Raw genomic sequence first — 20,283 nt, forward strand, 5'->3', positions numbered from 1 at the left:
TTTTGGGTACAAGTGCTGCGATAATTTAAATAATTAATAACATTGTTTTTTCATTCATCGAATACAACGAAATAATAAAAATGCCCATTAATGGACATTCCTTATTTATCGCTAATTAATAAATGTAGAAAAAAACACAGTTATTATAATTCTAAAATCGCGAGCTTGACTGGTTATTAAATATAATCAAAAATGACGCAAAGTGAAACATCACATTACAAAACATTAAATTCTATTTCGAATGAAAGTCCATTTAATGCAATCAGACAAACACTCTGCACTTGTTAATTAGTATGATGTTTCGTGTTAAAGCACAAAGGGATATAAGGCGTGGTATAGGGATATCAATAACGCGCATAATAAGGCTTCATTACATGCAGAAGTTTCTTTTGTTTATTTTTGGTGTTTTATCAATACAATCTGTTAACGCAGAAAGTTTACAAAATACCGTAGAACATGCCCTTTCCAGCCACCCTGAAGTTAATGCCTCAGTAAATAGTCGTTACTCGGCAGAACAAGATTTACGTGCCGCACGTGGAGGGTATCTTCCTTCTTTGAATTTAAATGCTGAAGCGGGGCAAAAGAACCTGAATGACGCGACGACGCGTGCTGGCGGCAATAATAACGGGATGAATCTTTCCCCGAACGATGCCACGGTGAGCCTCGATCAGAACGTCTTCGATGGCTTCGCAACGACCAGCGAAGTGGGTCGCCAGAAAGCAACCGTTGATTCCCGCGCATTTACCGTGTTGAACGTTAGCGAAACCACCGCATTAAACGTGGTTCAGGCCTATCTCGACGTGCTGCAACGCGAGGAATATGTGCGCCTGGCGCAGGATGATTTGGCAAACCATGAGCGCATCTACGACCAGATTCGTTTGCGTACCGATCAGGGTGTTGGGCGTTCTGGTGATTTGATGCAGGCGGAAGCCCGCCTGGCGCAGGCTCGCAATAACTTGCTGACCGAACAAACTAACCTTGAAGATGCCCATACCACGTTTGCCAGTGTGACGGGGGAAGCCCCTGAAAACCTGAGCCTGCCTGAAAAAATTGATGGCAGGCTGCCGAAATCGCTGGAAGACGCGAAGCGGATAATGGAATCCAATAACCCACTGCTGAAGTCTGCTAATTCCGATATTGAAGCGGCGCATCAACAATACGAAGCATCGAAATCCACGTTTTATCCGCGTGTTGATGTTTCGCTTTCTCACAGTATCAGTAACGACACGGATACGACGCGCGCACATGCAGAAGAGTGGCAAGCGATGGTGAAACTGCATTACAACCTGTATCAGGGCGGTAGCGATAAAGCCGCAATGGATTCCCGTGCTTATCTGGAAAAACAGGCGCAAGACGTGAGAAATAATACCCTGCGCCAAATGAACCAGGAAATTGGGCTGGCATGGTCTGCATTAAAAAGTGCAAAAGACCAATTACCCGCAGCAGCAGAATATGCCGATCGCACAGTAAAAGTCCGTACGGCTTATCAGGATCAATTCAGCCTGGGTGAACGTACTCTGTTGGATTTATTAGACAGCGAAAACGAAGTGTTCTCATCTAAACGTCGTCTGGTTGAATTACGTTATTTGGAAATATCTTCCGGCTATCGAATTTTTGCGCGTACGGGTGAATTACTAAATGTATTAAACATTAGCCCTACGCCTGCGGGCCAGCCAATAGACACCGCGAATAATAATGCATTACCCGAACTCAAATAGTATTTATAAGAGCCTATCCCAGTAGGCGTGATTGATGCAGTGAGTTTTGACTCGGACTGCGCGGAAAAACCGGAACGTACACGTAGTACGTGAGGATTTTGAGCACAGCCCAGGTCGAAAATCACAAATAAAATAGCCTAATGGGATAGGCTCTAAAACGCAGAATATAAAATGAATACACTAACTGAGGCTCCTCCGATTGAGGAGTCGCATTATCATGACCCGCGTAGCCGCAATGACGATCCGTTGCTCGATTGTTTGCTGGTCCTTTGCTCATTGCAGGGTAAATCGGCCAGCCGCTCAACATTAAGCAGTGGTTTGCCGCTGGAAAACGACCGCCTGACGCTGGCTATTTTACCGCGCGCGGCCGCCAGAGCGGGGTTAAAAGCCCGCGTCATTAAACGTGCGCTGGATAAAATTCCCGCGATGTCGCTCCCGGCCATTCTCCTGCTACGTGACGGCGGTGCGGCCGTGTTGTTGGGCTGGAATGCAGACGGTTCAGCACGCGTGATGCCCAGCGAAAGCGAAGGCGGCGAAATCTGCATTGACGCCAAAACACTTGAGCAAAGCTATGCGGGGCAGGTTATTTTCGCTCACCCGCGCCATGAGTTTGATCTGCAATCTGAATCGTTCCTGCCGCGCACAAAATCGTGGTTCAAAGACACGCTTATGCTGTCGCGCTATCTGTATATGGATGCAGTGCTGGCGAGCTTACTGATCAACCTGATCGCGCTGGGTACACCGCTGTTCACCATGAACGTGTATGACCGGGTTGTGCCCAATCATGCAACAGTCACGCTGTGGGTGTTGGCGGTGGGTATTTGCCTGGCGTTCATTTTTGATTTGATATTAAAAATGTTACGCGGTGTCTGTCTCGATATTGCCGGGAAAAAGAGTGACCTGATTATTTCCGCCACGCTTTTTGAGCGTATCACCGGCATGGAGATGAAAGCCCGCCCTGCGCGTGTGGGCAGCTTTGCACAGAATATTCACGAATTTCAGTCGTTGCGCGATTTCCTCTCATCCCTCACGCTGACCACGCTTATCGATTTACCGTTTACGCTGGTGCTGCTGTTGGTTATCGGCATTATCGGCGGCACGCTTGCCTGGATCCCCTTGCTCACCTTCCCAATCGCCCTGCTGATTAGCTGGGCATTGCAAAAACCGGTCAATGCCGCCGTCGCCAAAACAATGAGTCTGGCAAGCGAGCGCCAGGCGCTGCTGATTGAAACGCTCAGCGGCCTCGATGCCATTAAAGTGAACAATGCCCAGAGCGAACGTCAGTATCAGTGGGAACAGACGCTGGGCAGCCTGAGCCGCCTGGAATTACGCGTAAAAACGTTATCCAGTTTTGCCAGCAACCTGACCGGTTGGTTCCAGCAAATGTCTGGCGTCATCATGATTATCGCTGGCGTATACATGATTATTGGCGGCAAATTGAGTATGGGCGGCCTGATTGCTTGTTACATGCTCAATAGCCGTGCGCTGATGCCCATGGGGCAACTCACGGGGTTAATCGCCCGTTACCAACAAGCGCGACTGACCATCAACAGCACAGAGAAAATGATGTCGATGCCGCAGGAACGACGCGAGCATGAACACCCTCTGAAACGCGAAAACTTCCGGGGCAGCATCGAATTCAAAGATGTCGATTTCAGTTATCCCGAGCAGAAAAATCTTTCGCTGCAAAAGATAAATCTGACGATAAAACCCGGTGAACGGGTCGGGATCATCGGCCGCAGCGGGTCGGGAAAAAGCTCCATCAGCAAGCTCATTATCAATCTGTACCAGCCGAGCGCCGGTAACATTTTGATTGACGATGTCGATGCGCGTCAGCTGGACGTGAACGATCTGCGCCATAGCATTGGCTACGTGCCACAGGACATTCAGCTATTTAACGGGACGCTGCGCGATAACCTGATTTCGGGTGCGCGTTATGTTGATGACGAAACGATGTTGCGGGCCGCAGAACTCGCGGGAGTCAGCGAGTTCGCTCGTCTTCATCCTGACGGTTACAACCTGCAAGTCGGTGAACGTGGAATGCAACTGTCTGGCGGCCAACGCCAGGCCGTGGCACTGGCGCGCGCATTGTTGCTGGAGCCACCGGTTTTGTTACTTGATGAACCAACCAGTGCCATGGACAACACCAGTGAAGACAGAATCAAACAGGCGCTGGTGCCATTCGTCGCCGATAAAACCTTATTACTGGTGACTCACAAAGCATCGATGCTGTCTTTGGTTGATCGCCTGATTATTGTTGATAAAGGGCGCATTATCGCTGATGGCCCAAAAGCCATCGTTATGGATGCGCTGAAGAAGGGGCAAATCAATGCGTCTCGCTGATTTATTTACCCGTTTGCGCCAGCACCTCGGCCCCTACTTTAAAGGGCGCGATGAGAATCAGGCCGAAAACATTAATGAAGTCAGTCATGCACTTATTGATGATTCACCGCGTGTTATTCGCCTGACGCTATGGACGATTTTGGTTTTAGTCGTGCTGGCCTTTGTGTGGGCCGGATTTGCGCAGCTTGATGAGGTTACGCGCGGCGAAGGCAAGGCGATTCCTTCTTCACGCCTGCAAAAAATACAAAACCTTGAAGGCGGCATTGTCACGCAACTGTTTGTTCATGAAGGGCAAATAGTCAATGCTGGCGCACCGTTGCTGCACCTGGATGATACGCGTTTTGCCTCAAACGTCGGTGAGACTGAAGCGGACAAGCTCGGCTTACAGGCAAAAATTGACCGCCTGACAGCCGAAGCGGAAGGCAAAGATTTCATTATTTCTGACGACATCGTGAAACAGGCACCTGATGTAGCACGGGGTGAAACTGATTTGTTCAATAGCCGTCGCAGCCAATTCCAGAATGAAATCGATGGTCTGCAAGAGCAGTTAGTGCAGAAGAAACAGGAGCTGCTTGATTTTAAATCCAAGCAGGATCAATTCAGGCACAGCCTGAGTTTGTTGCAACAAGAAATCAAAATGTCAGAACCGCTGCTGGCATCTGGTGCAATTTCTAAAGTCGAGATCCTGCGTTTGCGCCGCACGGAAGTGGAAACCAAAGGTCAATTGGATTCCATCACCTTGTCCCTCCCGAAATCCGCGTCCGAAGCCAAAGAGATTGAGAATAAGATTGGGGAAAGCCGTAACCGCTTCCAGAGCGATGCGTTGTCACAGCTTAATGAAGCGCGCACCAATCTGAGCAAGGCCGAAGCGACGGGCAAAGCACTGGAAGATCGGGTGAACAGAACGATGGTGGTGTCACCGGTTCGCGGTATCGTCCAACAAGTGATGGTGAATACGATTGGCGGCGTTATCCAGCCCGGCAGCGATTTAGTTGAGATTGTTCCGCTTGATGACAAACTGCTGATTGAAGTGAAAATTCAGCCACGCGATATCGCATTCCTTCACCCTGGTCAGCATGCCGTGGTGAAATTTACCGCTTACGATTACACCACGTATGGCGGCCTGAATGGTGAGTTGGTGCAGATTAGCCCTGATACCGTGACGGATAAAGAAGGACATAGTTATTACATTGCCCGTCTGAGAACCGATAAAAACTATTTGGGCAGCGAAGAACACCCAATGCTGATTATTCCGGGGATGGTCGCATCGGTTGATATTTTAACGGGCAGGAAATCGATTCTGAGTTATCTGCTGAAGCCGATTATTCGAGCCAAAGCGGAAGCTCTGCGTGAAAGATAAAAAAAGCCGCAACGGATAACGTTGCGGCTGAATCTTTTTTCTTTCGGTAAGTCGTTAATGGTGGGTTGCGCTATCGCTTATCCATCCAACAAACTGGCAGCGATCTTACTGGCAATGAAAAGACGCTAACTTGCCACGTTTTAGCGTTAACTTTTCTTCATTAACTAATTCTTGCAGCACTTTATGGATAGCACTTCGCGAGATATGATTTCGGCTCAGGATAAAAGTATAAACCGACGTTTTATCGCGAACTTCTGGATCAAGAGACCATATATGCTTCACATGCTCCGTCACAATTTCGCGGATAGTTTTGTGAGAACGCATATTTTCGCGTTGGAAGTAGCGCTGAAGATGGCTGGTTAAAATATCAAACGCATGCATCCACAAGTTTTTCTTTGTTAGCAACTCATTGGCATTCGCGGTGCTCATCACCCACATTTCACAGTCCGAATCACATCGTAAGTAATGCGATGCCACTTCACTGCGCATTTGCACCAATCCTAATATTGCCGGAGCGGTGAGGCTTATCGTTACCAGGTCATTTTCGACTCTGTAGACGGAGACGGTTCCTTTCTCCAGGAAAAATAAATTCCCATCCTTTCTCAGCTCAATGCGTTGACGTTTTTTTCGCAACGAAAAATACGCATTTTCTGATTTTTTTATTTCATCGCCAATGAGCATTACAGATTCATCTACGTTCAGGCTGGACATCAATTTCTCTTACTTAGATTGTGGATATATGGAGAAACGTGTACTTAATAAGCCCACGTTACGGCATGTCATCTTTAACGTTTTCAGGACATCGCTTCAATAAAATAAAGGTATTAAAAACAGCTTGAAAAGTAAAACACATTAAATAAAATGGCCAGATAATTGATCACACAATATATTTATTGATTTCCTGAGTAAATAATTACTCTGGTAACTAAGGCGCGACCGTCTCGCTCACATCTTTACCACTGAGTATATTTATCTGCTGGACTAAGGTAATGTTTTTTATCTTTGCACCGGGATCTTTCTCTTTGTCATAAAAAAAGAAACTACAAAAATATGTATGACTTTGATTTTAGTTAATTTTTATTGTTTATAGTGTGTTTATCATTTGTTAGAAGTATTGTGAAAAGCTAAAATAAAGCGCAAGACGGGACAGGCTAGCGAAGACACACCGTCATTCCCTGCCCCAAATGCTTACCATGGCATGTGTCAAAAACCTGCCTGAGCTAACGAGAGTACTGGCAACATGTCCGAAGCAGACAAACTGTTTTATCTCATTGAAAATAAAATATTATTTATCCCTTCAAAGCAGTCTCTGGTGCATACGGATAGCCATGAACAGATAAAACTCAAGCCTACAGCTTCTTTATGCCTTTTATTGCTACTCAGAAACCATGGCGAAATTGTCACGCAGAATGAGCTGCTCGCTTTTGCATGGGGAGACAGCCATCGGCAGGTAAGTTTTAACGCGTTTTATCAAAGTATTCTTTCTTTACGAAAGTCCTTTGCACAAATGAATCTAGAGAAACAAATCATCACGACGGTTCCACGCAAGGGACTTATCATCCAGCAAGAAATAAGCGTTGAGGTGCAGCACGATCCTGTACCTGAGAGGCAGCCTGAAGCATTACCCATAGAAATAACGCGGGAATCGACGCCTTATAAAACCATAAATGAAAAGCGCTCTTTTTTAAACCTGACTGAATGGCTGATGATTATCGCCACCGTGTTAATAATGGGTGTCGTCCTCTATCCTCGTGTATATAGCGAGCAGTATTTTTCAGGTTATGTTTCCCCGAAAAAATATGATGGTCAATGTCACTACTTTTTCAATGGTGATACCAGTAACCATCTCCGCCATGAGGCGTTCATCAAAGAACATCCTGAATTGTGCAAGGACGATAACTATCTCTATATAACGGCGTACACTGAAACAAAAAATATTTCTGTCATTCTCTGTACCACCAGTATGGAGTTATCACAAGGTAACTCTTGTCAAACCGTCTATTATCCTCGGTACGATAGTCAATGAAGATATTCACAGCGATTGCCTCAATTCGAACCCAGACACGCGTCATTTTTTTAGTCTGCGTCGCTATTCTTTCCAGCCTGGCGCTGTATCTTCATCAGCCTTCCAATGACGCACGACACAATCTTGCCTGCCGTGCGAATTTACAAATAGTCAGAGACAAGGCGTCCTTTCGAGGGATCATTGATTTTAAATCTGGCGACGGCAAAGGTATTGCTCACATTAACGGCATCATTAATGTCAGTGCTCAGGAAGAGTACACCGTTCAGCGTACTATTCTCTTTACCCATGCTGATTACGGACTCAGCCCAGTTTGGGTATCTCGCCAGATTATCATCTCGAACCGCGAAACAACTCCATCAGGGATACTTCAGCAATTCCTGCCCGACTTTTATCTTAAAAGTGCTGGCGTAACGGACATCGATATTTTTGCACTGAACAAAGATGCAGATCTCATCACCCGAGAAGGGATCCCTTACTTGTACTGTCAGAAGTTTATGCTTCCTGACGACGAGTAAAATGTGCTCAACATGCACACTCAGCAGTATTAAACAGAAGCACCGCGAGAGTTATTGTCCATTAATAGACAACCACTGGTTTGGTTGTCTATTATTTTTCTAAATGAATAAAAACTCCTTGAAGATAATAAACACATCGTTATTATTCACTCGGCTATTTCTGATTAGAAAAACAAGCATGCCCCTCAAGCGTAAATTTAAAGTTAAATATGTTATTTAATTATGATGTTTCATTAGTCTTACTCGCCATAATTATCGCGTGCATGGCTTTTTATGTCTCTTTTTGGCTATGTAAGGCGGGTTCGCGTAAAAAACATTATTGTTGGCCTTTATTTAGCGGCCCGACGATGGGCTGTGGGATATGGCTTTTGCACTATATGGTGATACAGGCACATCATCATAGTCATGCTATTAATTATAATATTCAAAAAACTCTGGCCTCATTACTGATCGCTATTGTTGGTTGCTCTTTAGGTTTTGTTTGTTTTTTATTCAAAAAACTGCGCGGCCAACACTATCTCCTCCCGGCTTTACTCTTTTCTGCAAGCGCTGCGTCCATGCACTATTTGGGAATGGCAGCCATCGTCAATGCAGGCGACATGTGTGTCAGCACAACGGACATCATCCTGTCACTGGCCGTTATTTTCATCACATCGCTAATCATGTTGCGTTTCACCCATATGATGCTGGTCATGACGAGCAGGAACGATATTTATGCCAACTTCTATCGGCTTGGTGCCACTCTTACCCTGAGTTCGGGTGTCGCAATAATGCATTTTTTAGGATCATGTCAAATAAACATGGCCTCTATCCCCTCGTCTGCAATGCCTTCAAGCCAGGATGATTACATTGAAAGTGTCATCACCATGACATTAACCGGGCTTGTCGCATTGGTCTTTTTACTGGCGATCTTCATTTGGTTTGTTAATTTTAAAGAACACTTAAGTAATGAATTACTCAAGCGTGAGCTAATTAAAAAGAATTTACTGCTAAAGCAAATGACGCAGCACGATTCATTAACACAATTACCCAATCGGCTCTATCTGCAAAAACATCTGAATACCCTTTTCACTCACCAGACCGATCCATTATTTATCATGTTTATCGATCTTGATGGGTTTAAACGCGTGAACGACGTTTGGGGGCATGCCGTAGGGGACGAGCTTCTGGTGAAGATTTCTCACACCATCAAAGAAAGCGTCAGCAACGAAGGGTTTGTCGCCAGAATTGGCGGCGACGAATTTATCACTGTCATTTGCCAAAAAGATAAAGACGTTGTTATCCAACTCGCTCAAAAATTGCTCTCAAAGATTGCGGGTAATTATGAACTCTCTGCAACGACAGTAGACTTTATCTCTGCCAGCATCGGAATTTCCATTTACCCAGAACATGGCAAGGATGTCGCCACGTTGCTAAAAAAAGCGGATGTAGCCATGTATTACATTAAAAATCGGGGAAAAAAAAGCATCACATTTTATGATGAAATAGAGATGTCATTACCGAGCTAGTGGTTAATTTAATCCACAGACATTAAAAAGCGATAACAGCCGATCGGTAAAAACCTCATTCTTAAGCAATGGATGCTTGTGAATCACTCCAAACCTGGAACTAGTGAATAAAAGCAAACATTGATGATGCAACTTTCTACCGCGTATAACAGATTTAAAGATAGATGGTGGGCGCTTCCATTGGTTCTGCCGTTCCTGCTCTATCACATAACACAGTATTTGAGTGCCTACGTCACGATAGATGGTTTTGAAATCCCTTTCCTTTACCTGAACATGGCTCTGATCACCATCCTGACCATGATTTATGGTTTTAAGGCATTGCCCGGAATTCTTCTGTGCCTATTTTACCGTATTTACCCAGACCGTGGTCTGGAACCTGCATTAATGGCGATGTTGCACTATTTTACGTCAGTCGCCATTAGCTGCGCTGGATACTACTACTTCACAGGCATGAGAGGCCGCACAAGTTTTGGGCGATACAATCTCACGTGGCAACGCATTTTTTGGCTGGTGTTTATTAACGCCACCCTATTCCTTAATTATTTCCACGCCGAGCTCTATTTGGGATTGTTTGGCATTCATGAGACCATGATGTACATCAGCCCCTTAACAACCCGCACATTAATTAACTATCAGGGAATGTTAGTTGGGAATATGGTTGGGTTGCCGATGTTGTATCTGGTTATTCGTTCGATTAGAAACCCTTTCTACCTGATGAAATACTTTAAGAAGATTAGACATCAGGTGGCAGATGATTTGCGCTTGCCGGAACTCGTATGTTTGTTCGGTTCCCTTTCTTTACTCACGATACTGATGATTACCCCGCTCAACCATGCGTTGCCACTCATGAATTCGATTTACACGCTGACGTTATTACTGCCGTTAATGATTTGGGGCACATTGCGTCTTGGCCATGCCGCTATTTCGCTGGTGTGGTGGGTCGTGTTGATTGTGTTATGCGATCATATTCAGAGTTTCGTCCCACATGATGCTAATTATAAATTGCATCTTGCCGTTGCGACTTCTTCTTTCTCAGCATTTTCGATAACGATCATACTGATGGCCATCAATATTTCCCGTCAACGCGCACTCAATTTAAAAACTCAGCGATTGATGCATATTGACCCACTGGTGCACTTGCCAAATTTACTGGCGCTGGAAGCAGACTTAAAGAAAAACACAGTATCCGTGTTATGCCAACTGTATATGCCTGACCTGGAGCTATTGGGTCGAAATTATGGTTTGCTGATGCAAGTACAATATAAACAGCAGTTAGCACTGTATCTGGAACCCGTTCTGGATAGAGACGAGCTCATTTATATGAGTTCAGGTCACGATTTAATCGTACGAACCAGCCCTGTACATGCAGAAATTCGTATTGCGGAGATCTATAGCAAAGCCAAAGAATTTCGTTTTATCCGTGATGGGGTAAAACTGTATCCACAAATCGGCTGTAGCTATTGCATCATTAATTACCCCGTTGGCCACCTGTATTTATTGATTGGTGAGTTACGAACTCTGGCAGAAATTTCACTCACCACTCACCTGCCTGTAGACCTGAGAAAACCAAGCAGTCGAAAGGTGCAGAACCAGGTAAAAGCAAAAGTCGACATGATGAACCAGCTGCAGCGGGCGCTGGAGTTGGATCGTTTTGTTTTAATGGTGCAGCCGATTGAAAGCAAGGACGGAGAGCGCTATCACGAAGTCCTGTTGAGAATGCGGGGAAGTAACGATGAACTCATTCTCCCCGACACCTTCCTGCCACTGGCACATGAGTTTGGTATGTCCTCAAGCATTGATTTATGGGTATTGCATAAAACAATGGAATATATGGGTGAAGCTCGACATTCGCGGCCAAACCAGCGTTACGCTATTAACCTGGCACCGGCATCAATTTGTCGCACGGATATGGCAAACCATATTGAGAAGTTGATGATTAAGCACGGCATCTCACCTGCGCAACTGGTGCTGGAAGTCACAGAAACCGATGAATTAACGAACAATATTCAAGCAGAGAAGACCCTGAAAGCCTTACAGAACCTGGGCTGTAAAATCGCGATTGATGATTTTGGTACCGGATATGCCAGCTACGCACGATTAAAAACAATGCCTGCAGATATTCTCAAAATTGACGGGAGTTTTATTCATAGCATTAACTCCAGTGAAATAGACTGCAAAATTGTGCAATCAATTTGCGAGCTTGCCAGAATGAAGAGTATGACAGTGGTCGCTGAGTTTGTTGAAACCGAAGAGATTCGCCACACACTTTATCGCATGGGCATTGATTATGTTCAGGGCTATTTAATCGGCAAACCTGTGCCAATAGATTGTGCGTGATACAAGGAGTTATCAAGCATACCTAAAACCAGGTATGCTTTTATTAAAGTAACCAATAAGTATAATTATTAAATTATGACATTAGATTAATCTTAGATAATAAACAAAAAGTAACCCATCCTGCAATGACAATTAAATTACATATAAATAATAATTAACACTAAAGCTTAAGCAATACACGCCAAAAAAGAACAACATTACAACAACTTTTCTACACAAATCCGCACCAACAATTGTTTTCATTAAAAATCAATGTGTTAAAACAACATATAATTTCATATATATTCCTTGAACAATCATCACCTTTAAATAGAATGAGCTCATCAGACCACTGGAATGGTTATTTACAACACGGAAGTTGCGCGCATTTTCATACCTACTGAGTGTAAGGTAATTAAATGAAAAAAGTTAAGCCACCGCGTAAAGCTCTCGGCGTTGTCGCCCTCTGGATTTTCAGAGCTTATTGTTTGTTCTTTATTGTAGAGGTTTTTCGTGCATTTCAGGCCGTGAGAGAAATACACCCTGCACCAGGTAATGAACTGGCGACCGACGTCGGCCTTGTTGCCGGTGGAGCCATCGTATTTATACCACTGCTGCTTATTGGTGCGCTGCTGTTTTTATTCTCCTGGTTAACAAGGGGAAAACCTAAGAGCGATGCTGCAATGAGTGAAGGGCAATAAAAATAATTTAACTAACTTCTGCATTTGAACTATAAATTCCAGGATCTTTAAGAATGAAAAGAAAAAATATCACTCTGGCACTAACGTTATGCTTGAGCGGTTTGTATTTTCACAATGCCTTTGCCATCAGTGACGCTTACCGCGCACAACTTGAAAACTCTGGCTGTACACAAGTTAGTGAAGCAAACGGAACGTGTAACTCTGAGGATTCTAACCAATACGACACTTCGGACGACTCATCAGAAGCGCGCCATCATCACCATCATCATCGTGCAGACTCGGACGCCGCAGATGATGTAGCACGAGGTATCGACCGCCATATTGCCGGCAAATACCAGGGCCAGGCTGTCGATTACATGGAAGATCAAGGATGGGAATCCTTGAATGATGAGCGTACCCGCTGGAGAAAAGCAGGGTTTATTGCTGATTTTGATATTAACCAGAACAGCGGCCAGGTCATGGGTGTGAGCGTACATTAAAAGCATTCTGTATTAAGGAAATCACAATGAAGACTAAAATAATCTCTGCATTTACTTTGCTATTAGTTGCCAGTGCGACCAGCAACAGCGCCTGGGCAATTAACCACAAATATCGCGCTCAGCTTGAACGAAGTGGTTGCACTGAATTAAATGCCGGAGTGACGTGCGATATCCACAAAACCCGCGCACAAAATGCCGCCCATAAACCGACAGAGCAACAACAGCTACAAGCATTGATCAATCGGGTTGAAGGAATGCCTCTTGATATCGCATACAGCAGATTGCTTGCAGATGGCTGGAAACAAAGCGAGGACCCATCATTATTTATTAAACCTGGTGCTAGCGCATCATTACGTGTTACTCGTGAAGAGAATATAATCACAAAAGTAGCAATACAGCCGAATGATGGTGAGTAATTTAGACATTAAGAATAAATTTAAATTTTTTATTACGTATTTTCAAATCTAATAATATTATTTTTTGTACAGGGTAAAATATGAAAATCATTAAATGGTTTATGGCTGCTGCTGTTGTCGCTTCTTTATCTGGCTGTATTATCCCACCACCTGATAACCGCAATAATGATTACGATAATAGCGGAAACTCAGGCCACCACCATAAGCATGGTCATAAGCAATATGATAATGATGGCAATCGACAAGCGGCCGATTACGAAAGCTCCGACGGCGTGCGTATGATTACACGTGATGGTGTCACTCTGCCGGATTGTGAAGCGGTAGGTGGCAGCCAGGCAGATAACGGTTCGACCTGTTTCTATCGCTAACAGATAAATCTGTTTACTAATGACATCTGGCCTCTGTGAAATATTGCAGGGGCTTTTTTTTGTTTTACCTGGTGAGGATGGTAATGGTTTTCCCTGGCGCGATACGTGATGAATAGCTTGATGAAAATATATTTACTCCCCGACAAAAATCAAAAAATTTAATTTCAGTCCAGATATTCCTTAGCCAACCGATAACCCGGTGTCACTTTGCTGAGGTTAAATTAAATGTTACGTAATCTAAAGATATCCCAGGTACTGATTTTTATTGCTGCTGTATTTACTCTTTTCTTTCTTAGCGCCTGCATGCTAAATGTCTGGAATGCAAAACAGGCTCAGAATAATTATTCTAAGCTGTTTGATCAGGCGGGTTCCGCATTCTATCTACAGAACGCCGTTATCGACATCAATCGGGTACGAGGCCGCCTCGCGGATAATCAAATCCGTATGCGACAAGGGCAGGAAATTGGCGATGGCGAACTGGAATTTACGCGTAAAATTCTGGCCGAATCGTTGATCTCTTTTAATCTCTTTGCCGAACGCAAATTTAGCGATAGAGAAGAGGATCAAGCCCAGGAAGTCATCAAGCTGTATCGCGAAATCTATGCGTATTCTGCCCATCGTCTGGCCGATGCTAACGCACGAAAAATAATGGAATCGTTAGAGGAACGAGAAACGACTAACTCGTTACGCGATCGGTTAAGTAGCGATGTCGCTGATTATATTAGTTATATCAATCAAAGCACCGACCAAAATGCTGAATATAATCGCTACCATTACCAGTTGAATCTCAAATTTAACCTGCTGCTTTTATTGCTGATGGTTTCTTTCTTGATCCTTTCCTGGTTCTGGGTACAAGAAACCATCTTCCAGCGCCTGCAAATTGCGTCGAAAAATTTCCGCAAAATATCCTCCGGGAATCTTTCTGAACCCATCGTTTGTGATAAGCGAGATGAAATTGGTGAGATGTTTATCGAACTTGAAAACATGCGCGAGTCTTTAAAAAGAACCGTTACGCACGTGCTCGAAGGTACGCATCAGCTTAATGTTATCGCAGGCCAGGTTTCTGCAGGAAACGATGAGTTATCAAACCGAACCGAAAGACAGGCCACCGCGGTGCAGCAAACTGCCGCGAGCATGGAGCAAATTAAGGTGACGGTGAAACTGACCGCCGATAATGCGAATCTCGCCAGCGATCTGTCTGGCGGTTCATGCGTCATGGCCAAAAACGGCAGTGAAATGATGGCGCAGATCATCGTCTCGATGAAAAACATCGCCACAAACTCCCATAAAATTGGTGAGATAAACAGCGTTATCGACAGCATTGCCCATCAAACGAATATTCTCGCGCTAAATGCCGCGGTTGAAGCGGCGCGTGCCGGAGAACAAGGGCGTGGTTTTGCCGTGGTAGCAGCAGAAGTTCGCACTTTAGCCCGGCGCAGCGCGGAGGCGGCAAAGGAGATTCGTGAACTGATCACCACTTCTGTTGAAGGAGTTAAAGCCGGTGCTCTACAAGTAGAAATAGCGGGTAACAAGATGGAAGAAATTGTCGAGTTTGCGGAAAAAGTCAGTGAAATTATGGGCGAAATTAATATCGCCGCCAGAGAACAGAGCATCGGCATTGATCAAATTGCCCAAGCAGTCACCGAGATGGAAACGGTGACACAGCAAAACGCCGCTTTGGTGGTGGAGTCCCTGCAAGCGTCAAATCATATGCTGCGGGAATCTAACAGGCTGGATGAGGCTGTCGCTGTTTTTAAAGTCTAATCCTTGCGGCACCTGGGCTCTGCTCCCGGTGCCGCTTTTTTACTACCTCACATGAGTGTCCATGGCGTTATTTAACTGTTTAATAACGCGACCAAGTTCCGTCAGCTCCTCATCTATCAGCGCTTTGTTATTCACCTGTCGACAAGCATCCGACACCCGTTGGCATAGGTTTTCAACCTGACGCGCACCAATAATCTGGGCCGCGCCATAAATGCGATGCATGCATTTCATCACCCCTTCCCACTCTAAATTTTGCGCAAAATTCAATGCCCGAGCCAGATCGCTCTCGTTTTCCTCTTTGGTACGCGACAGGAGCTGTTTGAGCAATGCCTTATCGTTATCGACCAGCGCATTAATCATTTCTATATCCAGCACATTGGCAACGGGAAGGGGCTGAGCATCTGCGGCGCAGACGCTTTGCAGCAGCGATTTTAACTGCTCAAGACGCAGCGGTTTAAACAGGCAATCATTCATTCCAGCTTCAATTCCTCTCACTCTCTCTTCCGGCTGCGCGTTCGCGGTTAAGCCAAAAATGATGACGTCGTTGCCCGCGTCCCGCAAAAAACGGGTCAGGGTGATGCCGTCCATACCCGGCATATTGTTGTCAGTAATGATGACGTCAAAGGTTTCGAAGGTGAGCAAATCCAGAGCTTCAAGACCATTGCTTGCCTCTGTCACTCGATGATTCAGATGGCTAAGCTGATAACGCAGTAGCATTTGATTTGTCGGGTGATCGTCGACGATCAGAATGTTCAGCATTGGGGTAACGGTATTGGGCAGAGGAACGATTTTTGTCGTGGGCGGCGCGGGGCGAATATCCAGATTGAGCTGCAGATGAATCGTCGTGCCCACCCCCGGTTGGCTATGTATTTTCATATTGCCGTCCATTTTGTGTAAAAGCTCCCGGCTAATCGCTAGCCCCAACCCGGTTCCTGATTGCCGTTTTCCGGCCTCAAGCTGGATAAAAGGCCGGAAGATGACCTGCTGATCTTCTGCCGAGATACCAATTCCGGTGTCCTGAACGGTAACGTGTAGCGTTAAGTGGGCTGGAGTGTGGTTGGCAACCCAGGCGTTAACGGTTATTTCCCCCGTGTCGGTAAACTTAATGGCGTTACTCAGATAGTTTGAGAGTATTTGCTTAAAGCGCGGTTCATCGGTCCAGGCTTGTACAGCGGGCAATGGCTCCCCCTGCCAGACAAGCTGGAGGTTTTTTTTACGCGCTAAGCCTTCAAAAATACGCACCACAGGGGCGACAAGGTGGTTTAAGTTGACCCACCCAGGCGTTAACTCCAGGTTGCCAGACTCTATTTTCGCCAGATCGAGAATATCGCCTATCAGCCCCAGCAGCGACTGGGCCGACTCATAGGCCACGCGAATCGCATCGGCCTGCTCGTTTTGCTGTTGCTGAGGGAGATTCACCAGCTCCAGCAAGCCAATGATGGCGCTCACTGGCGTGCGTATTTCGTGGCTCATGGTGGCAAGAAACTCGCTTTTGGCCCGGTTCGCCCGCTCGGCGTTCTCTTTCTCGCGCGATAATGCGGTTTGTAATTGCTGCCTGATGCGTGCGTCACGCCGCAATTTTGAAATCCACCACAGCGCGGTAATCAGCAATAACCCCGCGAGAGAAAGCGTGAGATAAAGCGGTTTTCGGTTGTAGCTCTCTTTTATCGGCGCGGAGTCCGGTGGAAGAATCCATTTGTTGATGAGCCAGGCAATTTCTCGCGGCGGAATGGATGCCAGGGATTTATCCAGTAGACTGAACAGTTCAGGCGCACTGCGTTTAACCGCAAAGCCAATTCGGGCTTGGCTTTTCCCAAAACGCTCCAGCACCTTGAGCTGCCCGGAATAGTCGCGTTCAATAAGCTGGTTTGCGCCAATCAGGTTATACACCACCGCATCGACTTTCCCCTCCAGCACCATCTGCATCCCCAGATGAATGTCATTGACGATGGTCCACTTAATCGGAGGTAGCTGCCCGTTTTGCTCGATTGTGGCCTGATTCCCTTCCGGGATAGCGACCGAAATCGTGTTTTTATGGTGCAAGGAAAACAGATCGGTGTCGGATCGGGAGATGATCGCATAAGGCGCGGTAATAAAAGGACGAGTCAGCAATAACTTATCGCTAAAGGTGGTATCCAGGTTGACGGCAATGGCCATATCGCTTTCGCCTGCTTCAAGGCTTTCGATCATTCGTTTATCGTTATCCACTGGCTCAATTTTTACCGACAGCCCGGTGTGACGCTGGATAAGCTGCAAAATATCCGCGCTGACCCCGAGAAGTTTATTATTCGAATTCAACAAGGTGAACGGGGCAAAATTGGGATTGACCGAAACCGTGGTCTGTTTGTTGGCTTGCAACCACGCTTTCTCTGGCGCAGTTAGCGTTAAAGCCGGTAAATCAAATGCCAGAGACCATTGCCGAAGAATGGCACTATGCCTGGCATCGGGAATGGCAAGCAACACCTGATTGATGAGTGAGAGCAGCACGGTATTTTTTCGCTGGACCACAAAATGGTTGCCTTTCTCTTGTTCCGGTAAATTTTTCACCTTTTGCAACATATTCACAAAATGGCGATTCATCAAAAACGAGGCTGTGGTTGTTTCGTCAATAAAGGCACTACTTTGTCCGGAGAAGAGTGATGAGATCGCTTCAGATGCACTCTTAAAACGCTTAATTTTTATCTCAGGAAACCAAGTGTGTATCAGAGCATCGGAAAGATAACCTTCACTCAGAGCCACCGTTTCAGGCATCGTGCTGTTTTGCGAACTCGCGGTTTGATGCTCGGCTATCACCAGCACCGGAATGTTTTTCTGGAAACCCACGGATTCAGCCAGATAGATATTTTTCTCTTGCAACGCTCCAGTGAGGTCAACCATCAGATCGGCGGAACCTTCATGGATTGCGTTTATGGCGCTGTCCCGGTTGCTGTACCTTATGACTTGTATTTCCAGACCCAGGTTCACCGCCAGGAGTCTAAGATAATCAGCGGCGATGCCCTCGAACACGTTGCCCTCCGCCACAAAACTAACAGGCGGCTGGTTGGGTAGCCAAACGGCAACGTTTAAAACCTGTTTCTTATGCAACCAGGCACGCTGAGCTGCCGTAAACGTTAGCTTCATGGATTCAAAATTCTCCCGGCTTTTTAAATCCAGGTATTGCGCACTGTTTTTTTCCGCCCACGCAGGCGGGCCAAACAGGAGAAAAAGGCTGATAAGCAGGTGTATTGTCTTGCGCATAGAATGGCTCGAAATGTTGAGTGTTACTCGAAGTGATTGCGACGTGCGAAGTCAAAAAGTTCCAGTTGGTTTCGACAACCTAATTTTTCCAGTAAACGAGTTTTATACGTGCTGACCGTTTTATTACTGATGTTCATGCGTTTGCCGATTTTGACGTTCCCCAGGCCGCGAATCAGGTACTGAAACGTCTGAAACTCCTGAGGCGACAGACTTTCTATCTTTTCGCAGTCCGACAAACTGTCAAACTCATTCCCGGCTCCGTACCCGGTACGCAGAGGGAAATAGCCGTAGCCTTTTTGGGTTGTCTGGATGGCAGAGACCAATTCCGAAAGATGCTTATTTTTGCTGATAAACCCATTTGCACCCGCTCGCGCACTGCGTGGGCCGTAAAAATCGGCATTTTTTCCCGACAGCACAATAATGATGCCGGGGAAACTTTGCGCTCGTAGGTGTTCCACAATGGTTAACCCATCATAGGTATCGAGGTCGATATCGATAATGATCACTTCGGGGTAATGATGCTCAATCAGTGTTAATGCTTCTTCACCATTTCCTGTTTCTGCAACCACGTGATGGCCTTCATTTTTCAACAAAATATTAATAGCCATGCGCACGATGGGGTGATCGTCAATAATTACAACCGAAGACATAGATTATTTTCCTTTGGCCTATTACGCGTTTAATAAAGCGCCTTTTGAAACCTGCAAAAACATACCATATTAAATTAACTATTACCTGATACTTATTTGTAGGCAACGTCCTACAGCTCATCGAAGACCCCGCTGATAGTCGTATTAAACAACCTGAAATAATATTTACCTCGTCAACAAGCAAGCTGCTTGAGTGACATTAAAATGGATTGGCTCAAACATATTGGGCTAATTAAGGAAATAATCCTCCGTAATAGTGATTTATTTTACCTTAAAGGAAATTAAATTCATTACGACGGTAAACAGGAAAAATAAAATGCGTTTAAATAAACTGGTTATTGCACTGGGTTTGGTTATGGCTGCAGGCGCTGCGAATGCAGCAGACAGCGGTGGTCAGGTCACTTTTAAAGGTTCTATCATCAGCGCGGCATGTTCAATTGCCCCTGAATCCCTGGATCAGACCGTTCAGCTTGGTGCCGTTTCTGACGCTGACCTGAAAAAAGATGGTCAGTCAACGCCGCGTGCTTTCAGCATCAAGCTGGAAAACTGTGACACCACCGTGTCCCAAAAAGTTACCACCACCTTTACCGGTATTGCTTCTCAGGTTAACGAAGATAACCTGGCGATGGTCGGTACGGCTCGTGGTGCAAGCATTCAACTGACCGATGCGTTCGGGACTAAAATTGTTCTGGGTACACCAACTTCAGCTCAGAAACTGTTTGATGGTAATAACACTTTAGGCTTCTCTTCTTACCTGGTTTCTGATGGCGCATCTGCAACCTACGTTCCAGGTGAATTCACTACCGTCGCTAACTTCATTCTGTCTTACGCGTAATAACAGCAATAAGAAAATGGCATGCAGAATTTTGCATGCCATTTTTC

General features: G+C 45.6%; 16 protein-coding genes and 1 pseudogene. 14 read left to right on the forward strand and 3 right to left on the reverse strand.

What is annotated here, in order from left to right; genetic code table 11:
• Nucleotides 1–374: 374 nt before the first annotated feature.
• The 3 genes from BSPA111_RS07385 to BSPA111_RS07395 all read left to right on the forward strand — a co-directional run bounded on the left by BSPA111_RS07385 (nt 375) and on the right by BSPA111_RS07395 (nt 5,421).
• The gene (locus BSPA111_RS07385; protein ID WP_183270523.1) at nt 375–1,718 is read left to right on the forward strand and encodes a TolC family outer membrane protein; all 1,344 of its coding nucleotides are present in this window, start codon (nt 375–377) and stop codon (nt 1,716–1,718) included.
• A 171-nt stretch (nt 1,719–1,889) separates the two neighbouring features.
• On the forward strand, nt 1,890–4,061 hold the full coding sequence (locus BSPA111_RS07390) for a type I secretion system permease/ATPase (protein ID WP_183270524.1): 2,172 nt from the start codon (nt 1,890–1,892) through the stop codon (nt 4,059–4,061).
• On the forward strand, nt 4,048–5,421 hold the full coding sequence (locus BSPA111_RS07395) for an HlyD family type I secretion periplasmic adaptor subunit (protein WP_183270525.1): 1,374 nt from the start codon (nt 4,048–4,050) through the stop codon (nt 5,419–5,421). The genes BSPA111_RS07390 and BSPA111_RS07395 overlap by 14 nt, the downstream gene beginning before the upstream one ends.
• Before the next feature lie 105 nt (nt 5,422–5,526).
• Here BSPA111_RS07395 and BSPA111_RS07400 read toward each other — a convergent pair whose 3' ends face one another.
• Entirely contained in the window at nt 5,527–6,132 is a 606-nt protein-coding gene (locus tag BSPA111_RS07400) for a helix-turn-helix domain-containing protein (RefSeq protein ID WP_183270526.1), read from the reverse strand.
• Nucleotides 6,133–6,661: 529 nt separating this feature from the next.
• Here BSPA111_RS07400 and BSPA111_RS07405 point away from each other — a divergent pair.
• The 10 genes and pseudogenes from BSPA111_RS07405 (at nt 6,662) to BSPA111_RS22815 (ending at nt 15,514) form a co-directional block, all read left to right on the forward strand.
• A complete protein-coding gene (locus BSPA111_RS07405; RefSeq protein WP_183270527.1) occupies nt 6,662–7,447 on the forward strand; it encodes a winged helix-turn-helix domain-containing protein in 786 nt (261 codons plus the stop codon).
• Entirely contained in the window at nt 7,444–7,962 is a 519-nt protein-coding gene (locus BSPA111_RS07410) for a hypothetical protein (protein ID WP_183270528.1), read from the forward strand. The genes BSPA111_RS07405 and BSPA111_RS07410 overlap by 4 nt, the downstream gene beginning before the upstream one ends.
• A 209-nt stretch (nt 7,963–8,171) precedes the next feature.
• Nucleotides 8,172–9,470 (forward strand): diguanylate cyclase domain-containing protein, encoded by a 1,299-nt coding sequence (locus BSPA111_RS07415; RefSeq protein ID WP_183270529.1) that lies wholly within the window; start codon nt 8,172–8,174, stop codon nt 9,468–9,470.
• 123 nt (nt 9,471–9,593) lie between these two features.
• A complete protein-coding gene (locus BSPA111_RS07420) occupies nt 9,594–11,807 on the forward strand; it encodes an EAL domain-containing protein (protein WP_183270530.1) in 2,214 nt (737 codons plus the stop codon).
• 398 nt (nt 11,808–12,205) lie between these two features.
• Nucleotides 12,206–12,487, forward strand: coding sequence for a hypothetical protein (locus BSPA111_RS07425; protein ID WP_183270531.1), 282 nt, complete (start codon nt 12,206–12,208; stop codon nt 12,485–12,487).
• Nucleotides 12,488–12,540: 53 nt separating this feature from the next.
• Nucleotides 12,541–12,966: a hypothetical protein gene (locus BSPA111_RS07430; RefSeq protein WP_183270532.1), complete on the forward strand. Its 426-nt coding sequence runs from the start codon at nt 12,541–12,543 to the stop codon at nt 12,964–12,966.
• Between the two features lie 26 nt (nt 12,967–12,992).
• Entirely contained in the window at nt 12,993–13,382 is a 390-nt protein-coding gene (locus tag BSPA111_RS07435) for a hypothetical protein (protein WP_183270533.1), read from the forward strand.
• Nucleotides 13,383–13,462: 80 nt separating this feature from the next.
• Nucleotides 13,463–13,750 (forward strand): hypothetical protein, encoded by a 288-nt coding sequence (locus tag BSPA111_RS07440; RefSeq protein WP_183270534.1) that lies wholly within the window; start codon nt 13,463–13,465, stop codon nt 13,748–13,750.
• 816 nt (nt 13,751–14,566) lie between these two features.
• Nucleotides 14,567–14,740 (forward strand): annotated as a pseudogene (locus BSPA111_RS22810) (hypothetical protein); the annotation flags it as partial.
• A 144-nt stretch (nt 14,741–14,884) separates the two neighbouring features.
• Complete coding sequence (locus BSPA111_RS22815; RefSeq protein ID WP_373925631.1) at nt 14,885–15,514, forward strand: methyl-accepting chemotaxis protein; 630 nt, start codon at nt 14,885–14,887, stop codon at nt 15,512–15,514.
• Between the two features lie 42 nt (nt 15,515–15,556).
• On the opposite strand, the gene BSPA111_RS07450 is transcribed toward BSPA111_RS22815, so the two are convergent.
• Both BSPA111_RS07450 and BSPA111_RS07455 read right to left on the reverse strand, forming a co-directional pair.
• Nucleotides 15,557–18,634, reverse strand: a complete 3,078-nt coding sequence (locus BSPA111_RS07450) for a response regulator (protein ID WP_183270536.1) — start codon at nt 18,632–18,634, stop codon at nt 15,557–15,559.
• 140 nt (nt 18,635–18,774) lie between these two features.
• The gene (locus BSPA111_RS07455; RefSeq protein WP_183270537.1) at nt 18,775–19,401 is read right to left on the reverse strand and encodes a response regulator; all 627 of its coding nucleotides are present in this window, start codon (nt 19,399–19,401) and stop codon (nt 18,775–18,777) included.
• A gap of 316 nt (nt 19,402–19,717) precedes the next feature.
• Here BSPA111_RS07455 and BSPA111_RS07460 point away from each other — a divergent pair, with 316 nt between their 5' ends.
• Complete coding sequence (locus tag BSPA111_RS07460) at nt 19,718–20,236, forward strand: fimbrial protein (RefSeq protein ID WP_183270538.1); 519 nt, start codon at nt 19,718–19,720, stop codon at nt 20,234–20,236.
• Nucleotides 20,237–20,283: the final 47 nt, after the last annotated feature.

Origin of the sequence: Buttiauxella sp. A111 (genome assembly GCF_014189855.1) — a bacterium.
Classification (GTDB): Bacteria; Pseudomonadota; Gammaproteobacteria; order Enterobacterales; family Enterobacteriaceae; genus Buttiauxella; species Buttiauxella selenatireducens.